This window comes from Candidatus Eisenbacteria bacterium, from assembly GCA_013140805.1.
GTDB lineage: Bacteria > Eisenbacteria > RBG-16-71-46 > RBG-16-71-46 > RBG-16-71-46 > JABFRW01.
The window spans coordinates 1-9,143 of record JABFRW010000067.1; the positions used below are offsets into that span (position 1 = coordinate 1).

Below are 9,143 nucleotides of genomic sequence, written 5' to 3' on the forward strand. Positions count from 1 at the left end.
CTCGAACGCCGCACTCATGGAGTCGAGCGTGGCACACCACGTGACGTCGCGCGCGTAGTCGCGGCCCATCGCCGAGAGGTCGCGTCCGTGGCGCGAGCCCTCGACTAGCGATCTCACCGCGCCGGCAAGGAAGGTGCATTCGCGCTCGAGGACGCTGCCTGCGCCGGCCTGCTGGTCGCGCGGCTGCACGAGCGCGAATGCACCTTCCTTGCCGGCGCACACGATCACGATGCCGGACGCCCGCCACACGCGATCGACCGCGGCCGTGAGGTTCGCGAACGAGGCCGGCACGCGTCGCAGGCCGCGCGCCGCGAGCAGCGCGAGCGAGCCGTTCGTCGAGGCGAAAACGAGCGTGCGGCCGCGCACCCGTTCGGCGGTGTACTCGAACGGCGAGTTTCCGAGGTCGAAGCCATCCACGATGCGGCCGCCCCGCTCGCCGCACAGCAGCGCATCGGGACGCCTCGCCCGTGCCGCGAAGCCCTCCGCGGGGGTGGCGACCGGAATGACTTCGCGGGCACCGTTCGAGAGTGCGGCCGTGAGCGTGGTGGTGGCGCGGAGCACGTCGACCACCAGCGCGGCCTCGAGCGGGCCGCGCGGCCGCGCTTCGTGCGGCTGCAACATGACCCGGACCGTCGGAACGGTCAGGGTGTCGCGACCGGCTGGCGTTCCTTGAGCAGCGCTTCCACGAAACGCGTGTCGACATCGCCGCTTCGGAACCGCGAGTCCGCCAGCGCCAGGCGATGGAACGGAATCGTGGTGTGCACGCCTTCCACGATCATCTCCTCGAGCGCGATCTCCATACGGCGCAGCGCCTCTTCACGATCCTTGCCGCGCGCGATCAGCTTGCCGATCATCGAGTCGTAGTACGGCGGCACGACGTAGCCGGCATACACGTGGCTGTCGACCCGGATGCCGGGACCGCCCGGCTTGTACCAGTAGGTCACCTTGCCGGGGCTCGGACGCCAGCCGTGCTCGAAGTCCTCGGCATTGATGCGGCACTCGATCGCATGTCCGCTCCACTCGACCTGCTTCTGCGTGAGCGACAGCTTTTCGCCGGCCGCGACCCGGATCTGCTCCTTCACGAGATCCAGCCCGGTGACCTCTTCGGTGACCGGGTGCTCGACCTGGATACGCGTGTTCATCTCCATGAAATAGAAGCTGCCGTCCTGATCGAACAGGAACTCCATGGTGCCCGCGTTCAGGTAGCCGATCGAGGCGGCGCCGCGCACCGCGATCTCGCCGACTTTGCGGCGCTGCGCGTCGTTCAGGAACGGACTCGGCGACTCCTCGATCAACTTCTGGTGATTGCGCTGCACCGAGCACTCGCGCTCGCCGAGATGGATGAGATTGCCGTGCGAGTCGCCGAACAACTGGAACTCGATGTGGCGCGGCTTGACCAGATACTTCTCGAGGTACACCGCGTCATTGTTGAACGCCGCCCCCGCCTCCGCCCTCGCGATGCCGAATCCGGTTCGGAGTTGCTTTTCGTCCCACGCCACGCGCATGCCGCGTCCGCCACCGCCGGCAGCCGCCTTGATGATGACCGGATAGCCGATGCCACTCGCGAGCGACAGCGCCTCGTCGATGTCCGTGAGCGTGCCTTCGCTGCCGGGTACCAGCGGCAGTCCGGCCTCTCGCATGGTCTTTCGAGCCACCGCCTTGTCGCCCATCTTCCGGATCATCTCGGGTGTCGGTCCGATGAAAACGAAACCGCACGAGGCGCACACCTCGGCGAAGTGCGCGTTCTCGGACAGGAATCCGTAGCCGGGGTGGATGGCGTCGGCGCCCGTCACTTCGGCGGCCGAGATCAGCCGCGCGATGTAGTTATAGGACTGAGCCGGCGCCGGCGGTCCGATGCACACCGACTCGTCGGCGAGCCGGACGTGCAGGCTGTCTCGATCCGCCTCGCTGAAGACCGCGACGGTGCTGATCCGGAGCTCGCGGCAGGCGCGAATGATGCGGAGGGCGATCTCACCCCGGTTGGCGATCAGGACCTTGCGGAACATGCCCCCGTCAGTCGCGCGACATCCAGCCCGGTCGGGCTCCGGCGTTGGCCGGAGCTTCCGGGGAGGATTCCGCACTGGCGGCGTCGACCGGCTGCCACATGCGGTCGGAAGACGCCGAGATGCCCTTGAGCTTGAGCTGAAGCTCGTTCGGGTTGTTGCAGTTCTTGAGCGCCTCTTCCTCGCTGATCAGGCCCTCGCGCAGCAGACCGAGCACCGACTGATCGAAGGTCTGCATGCCGTACTGCGTGACGCCCTCGGCGATCGCCGTGTGGATCATCGGGACCTTGTCCGGATTCAGGATGAACTCGCGGATCGTCGGGGTGCTGACCATGATTTCGATCGCCGGAACGCGGCCCGCGCCATCCTTGCGCGCGATCAGTCGCTGACACACCACCGCCCGCAGGTTCGCCGACAGCGACAACCGGATCTCGTCGTGCTGGTGCGGCGGGTAGAACGAAACGATGCGCTGCAGCGTCTGCACCACGTCGGTGGTGTGCAGCGTCGAGAGCACCAGATGTCCGGTATCGGAGGCCATCAGTGCCGTGCTCATGGTCTCGAGGTCGCGAATTTCGCCGACCAGGATGATGTCGGGATCCTGGCGCAGCACGTACCGCAAACCGTCGTGGAAAGATTTGGTGTCGAGTCCGACCTCGCGCTGGTGGATGAACGACAGGCGGTCGCGGTGGAGGAACTCGATCGGGTCTTCGACCGTGATGATGTTGCGCGTGGTGACCTTGTTGATCGCGTCGATCATGGCGGCCAGCGTCGTCGACTTGCCCGAGCCGGTGCGACCCGTGACCAGCACCAGGCCGCGCGGCGAGAACGCCAGCTCGCGAACCTGAGGTGGAACGTGCAGGTCCTCGATGCTCGGCACCTCGACCGGCACATGGCGTAGCGCGAGCGCCGGTGTGCCACGCTGCATGAACAGGTTGGCGCGGAATCGGGCGAGTCCGGCGACGCCGAACGCGAAGTCGATCTCGGAATGGGTCGAGAAGTGCTGGCGCTGCTCCTCGTTGAGGAGCTGGTGGCAGACCTCGCGCAACTGCTGTGCGGAGGGTGCCGGCTCGTCGAGCGTGTACAGCACGCCGTCGACGCGCACCACCGGCGGCGTTCCGGCCTTGAGATGGAGATCGCTGGCCCGCGCTCCGATCATCTTGTCGAGCACCACGCGAATGTTCATCGTCGCCCCCATCCGCGCGAGGTCCGCCCCGCGCTCCGAGCTGCGCCCTTGCCTAGACCGGCTCGACCAGGAACAGCTTCTGACCGAACTCCACCGGCTGGGCGTTCTCGACCAGAAGCTGAACCACTCGCCCCCGGACCTCGGACTCGATTTCGTTCATGAGCTTCATGGCTTCGATGATGCAGACGTTCTGCCCCACCTCGACCACGCTTCCCACTTCGACGTACGGGTCCGCATCCGGTGCCGGTGCGCGATAAAACGTTCCCACCATGGGCGACGTGATCGCGACGGTATTGTCCTTGGCGGGTGGCGGACTCGCGGAGGCCGAAGCGCCCGCCGAAGCGTGCGCCGCCGGAGCCGCAGCCGACGGAGCGGTCGCCATCGGATGCGGCGCCACGCCGTGCGACTGAGCGGAGATCCGAACGGTACGACCGCCGGCCGTGACCTCGAGCTCGCCAATCCCGGTGCGTTGGACCAGGCGGATCAGCTGGCGAAGCTCGCCCAGCTCGAATTCGCCGACCTTCGCAGTGCGCGGGTTATCGGCGGTCGCAGGCGCGGACTTGACGCCAGTTCGGCGGCCGGAACCGCTGCCGGCGCGCGACTTACGAGGCGCGGTCACGGCGGAGATGCGCGATGAGTCCGCGCAGCGCGAGTCGGTAGCTGTCGATGCCGAAGCCCTGCACCACCCCGAGGGCGGCGCCGGACACCAGCGACCTGTGACGGAAGGCTTCGCGTGTGTGGGGATTGGTCACGTGCACCTCGACCACCGGAAGCCCGCACGCGAGGACGGCGTCGCGCAGCGCGACGCTCGTGTGCGTGAGACCACCCGGGTTCAGGAGCACTCCATCGGAGTGCCCGCGTGCACCGTACAGCGCTTCGATCAACACGCCTTCGTGCTGCGTCTGCCGCGACTCGATCTCGCAATCCGATTCGCGTCCCAGCTCGCTCAATGCGCGCTCGACGTCGCCGAGTGTCTCGCGTCCGTAGACCTGAGGCTCGCGAGTTCCCAGAGCATCGAGATTCGGACCGTGGAGGACCAGTATGCGAAGGCTCAGTTTTCGGCTCCGAATGAAACGAGCGTCTCCTTTAGAAGGCGACGCTCGACCGGCCGCGGCACGCTAGCATGGCCGATTTTGGGCGTCAATACCCACAGGGGTTCGCTACCTGCGCGCTTCTTGTCGAGTCGCATCGCCGCGTCCAGCGCCGCAACGCGCACCCCGCGCAGGCGCCGCGGCAGCTTCAATCGATCCAGCAATCGTTCGAGTCGCGCGCGTTGCGAGGGGGCCAGTCCGAGCGTGTGCTCAGACAACGCTGCCGCGAAGCGCATTCCGATCGCCACCGCTTCGCCGTGGAGGATCCCGCGGAAATCGCGCGCCGCTTCATAGGCATGCCCGAGCGTGTGACCGAAGTTGAGCGCGGTGCGGGGACCACCCGGCCGTTCGCGTTCGTCGCTCCGCACCACACGCTGCTTGATGCGGATCGCGCGTTCGATCACGCGGGTGAGCGCGGCGGGTTCGCGACGCGTCAATGGGTCGAGTGAGCGCTCGCACGAACGGAACAGCGCGGCATCCACGGCCATGCCGAGCTTGACGACCTCCGCCAGTCCGGCGCGCAGATGGCGCACCGGCAGCGTCGCGAGCAATGCCGGATCGACGACGACCAGGACCGGCTGATGAAACGCGCCGACCAGGTTCTTGCCCGCCGGCTGATCGACTCCCGTCTTGCCGCCGATCGAGCTGTCGACCTGGGCGAGCAGCGAAGTCGGCACTCCCACCCACGCCACTCCACGCAGCCACGTCGCCGCCGCGAAGCCCGCGAGATCGCCGATCACTCCGCCGCCGAGCGCCACCACCACGTCACCTCGCCCCAGGTCCTGATCGGCGAATCCGCGCCACAGCCGCTCGAGCGATGCCACCCGCTTGGTCGTCTCTCCGGCCGGCAGCACGTGCAGCTCGGGTTCGAGACCGGCATGTCGCAGCGTGCGGAGCGCACGCGGCGCGTAGAGCCTCGCGACGTTGCGGTCGCTCACCACGGCGACGCGGCGAGCCCCGGGAAGTTCCCGCCGGATTCGGCGCCCGAGAAGATCGAGCGCTCCGCGCGCGATCACCACGCGGCTCGACATGGGACGTCCCGGTATTCGAACCAGAAGTTCGCGGCTCACGGGTCGCAGCATAGCGAGCGCATCGAAATCCGGCGAATCGAGCGCGCGTGCGGTGCGCGCCGGGCGGCTAGCGTCGCGGCTCGATCTTCAAGCGGTCGAGCTCGCCGCTGAGCCGCCGAATCTCGCGCTCGAGTTCGGCGATGCGCGCGGGTGAGCGCGTGGGACTCTCGTCCTCGAGCCACGAAGCATTCCAGGCCGCGGGCGCCTCGCGCGGCGCCTCGCCCAGCTCGACGGCGGTGTTCATTCCGACCTCTTCGCGCGCCCAGACGATCTCGGCGGAGGAACCCGGCGCGGCACTGGCCACCCAGCGCGCCAGCTGCTCCGGGTACTCGACGCGTTCACCTGCGAATGCGACGACGATGTCGCCGCCCCGCAGGCCGGCGCGCTCGGCGGGCCCGCCCGGGACCACGCGCTCGATGACCGCGCCGATCGGCGTGCGGCGGCCGCCCCGCGCGATGCTGCGAACGCTCACCGCACGCGTCGTCACCCCCAGGAAGGCGTGACGCACGAAGCCTTCGCGGCGCAACGACTCGAGCACCGGGCGGAGCACTTCCGGCGGCAGCACGAAGCTGGCTCCGGCGCCGCTGCGCTCTTCGGGGCTCTCGTCGGCGACCAGGTCCGGCGCGCCGATCTCGCCCTCGACGATGCCGACCAGCTCGCCGTGCACGTCGATCGCCGCCGCACCACTGTTTCCCGGATACACCGTGTTGGTCAGCTGGAGCAGCGTGCGACCGGGCTCGCGGTGAACGTAAGCGACGTTGCCGACCGATTGCGTTGCCTGGGCGCGATACGAAGTCCCGAGCGAGACCACCCAGTCGCCGGTGCGCGCGCCGCCGTGGGACGCGAACTTGATCACCGGCAGCCGGACGTCGGCGACGCGCAGCAGCGCGACGTTCGAAATCGCATCGGCTCCGACCACCTCGGCCTCCGCGACGATGCCATTCGAGGTCCGCACCACCACGCGTTGCGCTCCGAGCACCAGGCTCGCGACGGTCACGATTTCGTGATCGTCGATCGCCACACCCGAACCTACGCGCGAGCGCGGGCGCGCCTGAGCGTCACCCGCACGCTGGACGGAACGCTGCGCCATCACCGTGACCACCGAAGGTCGAGCGCGGCGCGCGATCTGGTCGACGTCGGTCTGGAGCGCGCTCAGCGTGCCCTGGGCACTCGTCACCGAGGGTGCGAGAGTTCCGAACAGGAGCACGCACGACATCGCGAGCCGCGCCACGGTCGCGAAACGGTGGCTCAGGAAGTGCGGAACTCGGGGCGCTCGCGTCAACCGGACTCCTAGAAGGTGATGGTCGCGGCCTCACCGTGCACGGTGGGCGGGGTGATGCGGGTGGTCGAGTGGGCGCGACCCTTGCGAATCGCGACCGGATCGAGCACGAACTCGACGTCGTCGGAGCGATCGAACAGGCTGTCCGAGAGTTCGCCGAGTGGCTCGAGAACCGCGACGCGTTCCGCGCCCGGGTCCGACATCGAGGGCGTCGCGACCGCCGGAGTACCCGTCGGAACCACGCGCTCGGGCTGCAGCAGCGGAGCCTGCACGGCCATCGGCGCACCGCTCGAGGATGAGTCAGGGCCGCGCACCGCGAACTGCAGCGCCAGCGTACCGCCGACCGCGAGCAGCGCGACCGCCGCCGTGGCGGTCACCCAGCGCGGCGTCCCGCTCGGCACACGATCGGGCGCAGCGGTGACACGACGCGCGCGCGCCAGCGTGCGCTCCGCGAAATCCGGCGCCACTTCGACGCGCGGCAGCGAGCCGCTCCACTCGACGACGCGGGTGAACTCGTCGTACTCGCCACGGCACCCCGAGCACGAGGTGAAGTGCGTTTCGAGCCACTCGCGCTCGGCGAGGCTCAGTTCATCGTCCCAGTAGGCGCTGAACAGTTTGCGGGACTGACCACAAGTCATGACGTTCCTTCTCGGCGTAGCAAGGGTTGGAGTTTGCGCTTGAGCATTCCGCGTGCGCGGTTGATGCGCGAACGCACCGTGCCGCCCGGAATCCCCAGCACCTGTCCGATCTCCTCGTAGGCGAGGCCCTCGACATCTCTGAGCACGAGGGCGATTCGATATTTTTCGGGCACGACCGCGATGGCCTTGCCGATGAGTGACTGCAGCTGTTCGCGCTGCATCGCGACGTCCTGGCCCTCGACGGGATCCGCCAGAACCATCGCGCTGTCCTGAACCACTTCCTGCAGCGCATCGAGACTGAACCAGTTGCGTCGTCGTACCCGCCGCCGGATCTCGTTCTTCGCGAGATTTGCGGCGATGGTGAACAACCAGGTCGAGAACTTCGCGCCGCGTCGATAGTTGCGGCGATGCACGTAAACGCGGACGAACACTTCCTGCGCCAGATCGTCCGAGCATTCGCGATCGTTGAGGATGCGACTCACCAGGTTGATCACCCGCCCCTGGTAGCGCCTCACCAGCTCCGCGAAGGCACGCTCGTCGTCCGCCGCGGCGCGCGACATGAGGTCCTCGTCGGACAACGGGACGATGCCCGCAACGGAGGGCTCACGATCGAGCGGCACGGATGACTCCACTGTTGGCTACTACCCCCTGCCCGGCAACAGGTTCCAGACCAGTCATCGGACCGTTCCCAGCTTGGCTCGCAGCCCCGGGTCGCGGTTGCCGGCGGCCGCGCTGCGTCGGTACTGCTCAACTGCCAAGTTATTGAGTCTCAAGGAGTTGTAAACATCTCCCAGATGCTCGTGAACGACCGCATCCCCACCGGTCCGCTCGACGGCACGTTCGAGCAGGCGGCGGGCCTCGTCGAAGCGGCCAAGCCGGAAGTAGGCCCAGCCGAGCGAGTCGAGATAGGCGCCGTTGTCCGGATCGGCGCTCAGCGCCCGACGCACCAGCAGCACCGCCTCGTCGAGCTTGAACGCATGGTCGGCGAACAGATAGCCGAGGAAGTTGAGCAATTCGGGGTTGTCGGGCTCGCGCTTCAGCGCATCGCGCGCCGCGGACTCGGCCCCGATCAGATCTCCGGTGTGCTCGCGGCACACGGCGATCTCGTACAGCACCCCGACATGCTCCGGAAATCGCTGATTGGCCGCCCGCCACTCGGCCTCGGCCTCCGACCAGCGATTACGATGCTGCAGCAGTCGAGCCAGCAGCGCGCGCGGCGCGAGCGAATCCGGTGCCAGCTCGACGGCGTGCTGCAGATGCGCGATCGCCCCGGTCCAGTCGCCACCGAGTTCGCTAGCGCGGGCTGCCAGCGCGCGGTTCGGAATATCGTCGGGCCCCGCGGCGAGCCATGCTTCGGCCTCCTTGATCGCCTGGGCCGCACGGCCGTGTCGCCCCAGCATGTCGACGCGCAGCACCCGGATCTCGCGCGAGCTCTCGCGCTGCTTCGAGAGTCGATCGAGCACCCGCACGGCTTCCGAAGGCTGCTGTGCTTCGAACGCCGTTTCGACGTGCAGCGCCTGCGCCTCGAGATCGTCAGGTCGCGCTCGCGCCAGTGTTCGCGCCTCGACCAGCGCCTCGCGCGGACGCTTGAGGCGCCGCAATGCGAACGCGATCTGACGACGGCCGGCCACGTCTCCGGTGTTCGCGAGCAGATGATCTCGATAATGCATGACGGCGTCCGCATCACGGCGCAGATTCTCGGCGATCCAGCCGCGCAGGAACGAGAGCCCCGGACGCAGTCGATTGAGGTCGGCGGCTTCGGAAGCCGTGCGGGTGCTCGATCGACTCTCGAAGCAGCGCGAGAGCTCGCGCGAGATCCGGGTGCTGCGCGTCGACATGCTGGGGCGACACGGCCGTGCGGCCCAGGCGATCAAGGAGG

The 9,143-nt window shown here is 68.1% G+C and carries 10 protein-coding genes; all 10 read right to left on the reverse strand.

Annotation, left to right across the window (positions count from 1 at the left end; translation table 11 throughout):
- A partial coding sequence (locus HOP12_05965; GenBank protein ID NOT33703.1) for a 2-phosphosulfolactate phosphatase occupies positions 1 to 621 on the reverse strand: 621 nt, incomplete at its 3' end.
- Positions 622 to 641: 20 nt separating this feature from the next.
- Positions 642 to 2,006 (reverse strand): acetyl-CoA carboxylase biotin carboxylase subunit, encoded by a 1,365-nt coding sequence (gene accC / locus HOP12_05970; GenBank protein NOT33704.1) that lies wholly within the window; start codon positions 2,004 to 2,006, stop codon positions 642 to 644.
- Positions 2,007 to 2,013: 7 nt separating this feature from the next.
- The gene (locus HOP12_05975; protein ID NOT33705.1) at positions 2,014 to 3,186 is read right to left on the reverse strand and encodes a type IV pilus twitching motility protein PilT; all 1,173 of its coding nucleotides are present in this window, start codon (positions 3,184 to 3,186) and stop codon (positions 2,014 to 2,016) included.
- Positions 3,187 to 3,238: 52 nt separating this feature from the next.
- Positions 3,239 to 3,691, reverse strand: a complete 453-nt coding sequence (gene accB, locus HOP12_05980; protein ID NOT33706.1) for an acetyl-CoA carboxylase biotin carboxyl carrier protein — start codon at positions 3,689 to 3,691, stop codon at positions 3,239 to 3,241.
- A 97-nt stretch (positions 3,692 to 3,788) separates the two neighbouring features.
- On the reverse strand, positions 3,789 to 4,241 hold the full coding sequence (locus HOP12_05985) for a 3-dehydroquinate dehydratase (protein NOT33707.1): 453 nt from the start codon (positions 4,239 to 4,241) through the stop codon (positions 3,789 to 3,791).
- A complete protein-coding gene (gene aroB / locus HOP12_05990) occupies positions 4,238 to 5,308 on the reverse strand; it encodes a 3-dehydroquinate synthase (protein ID NOT33708.1) in 1,071 nt (356 codons plus the stop codon). Before aroB ends, HOP12_05985 begins: the two co-directional genes overlap by 4 nt.
- 106 nt (positions 5,309 to 5,414) lie before the next feature.
- Positions 5,415 to 6,629, reverse strand: coding sequence for a PDZ domain-containing protein (locus tag HOP12_05995; GenBank protein NOT33709.1), 1,215 nt, complete (start codon positions 6,627 to 6,629; stop codon positions 5,415 to 5,417).
- Positions 6,630 to 6,637: 8 nt separating this feature from the next.
- Complete coding sequence (locus HOP12_06000) at positions 6,638 to 7,264, reverse strand: hypothetical protein (GenBank protein NOT33710.1); 627 nt, start codon at positions 7,262 to 7,264, stop codon at positions 6,638 to 6,640.
- Positions 7,261 to 7,884: a sigma-70 family RNA polymerase sigma factor gene (locus HOP12_06005; protein NOT33711.1), complete on the reverse strand. Its 624-nt coding sequence runs from the start codon at positions 7,882 to 7,884 to the stop codon at positions 7,261 to 7,263. The genes HOP12_06000 and HOP12_06005 overlap by 4 nt, the downstream gene beginning before the upstream one ends.
- Before the next feature lie 54 nt (positions 7,885 to 7,938).
- A complete protein-coding gene (locus HOP12_06010) occupies positions 7,939 to 9,102 on the reverse strand; it encodes a tetratricopeptide repeat protein (GenBank protein NOT33712.1) in 1,164 nt (387 codons plus the stop codon).
- Positions 9,103 to 9,143 lie beyond the last annotated feature (41 nt).

Excerpts from the sequence above, each read along its gene's own strand:
- accC (NOT33704.1), bottom strand. The coding sequence starts at position 2,006 with ATGTTCCGCAAGGTCCTGATCGCCAACCGGGGTGAGATCGCCCTCCGC.
- HOP12_05975 (NOT33705.1), bottom strand. The coding sequence starts at position 3,186 with ATGAACATTCGCGTGGTGCTCGACAAGATGATCGGAGCGCGGGCCAGC.
- aroB (NOT33708.1), bottom strand. The coding sequence starts at position 5,308 with ATGTCGAGCCGCGTGGTGATCGCGCGCGGAGCGCTCGATCTTCTCGGG.
- HOP12_06000 (NOT33710.1), bottom strand. The coding sequence starts at position 7,264 with ATGACTTGTGGTCAGTCCCGCAAACTGTTCAGCGCCTACTGGGACGAT.
- HOP12_06010 (NOT33712.1), bottom strand. The coding sequence starts at position 9,102 with ATGTCGACGCGCAGCACCCGGATCTCGCGCGAGCTCTCGCGCTGCTTC.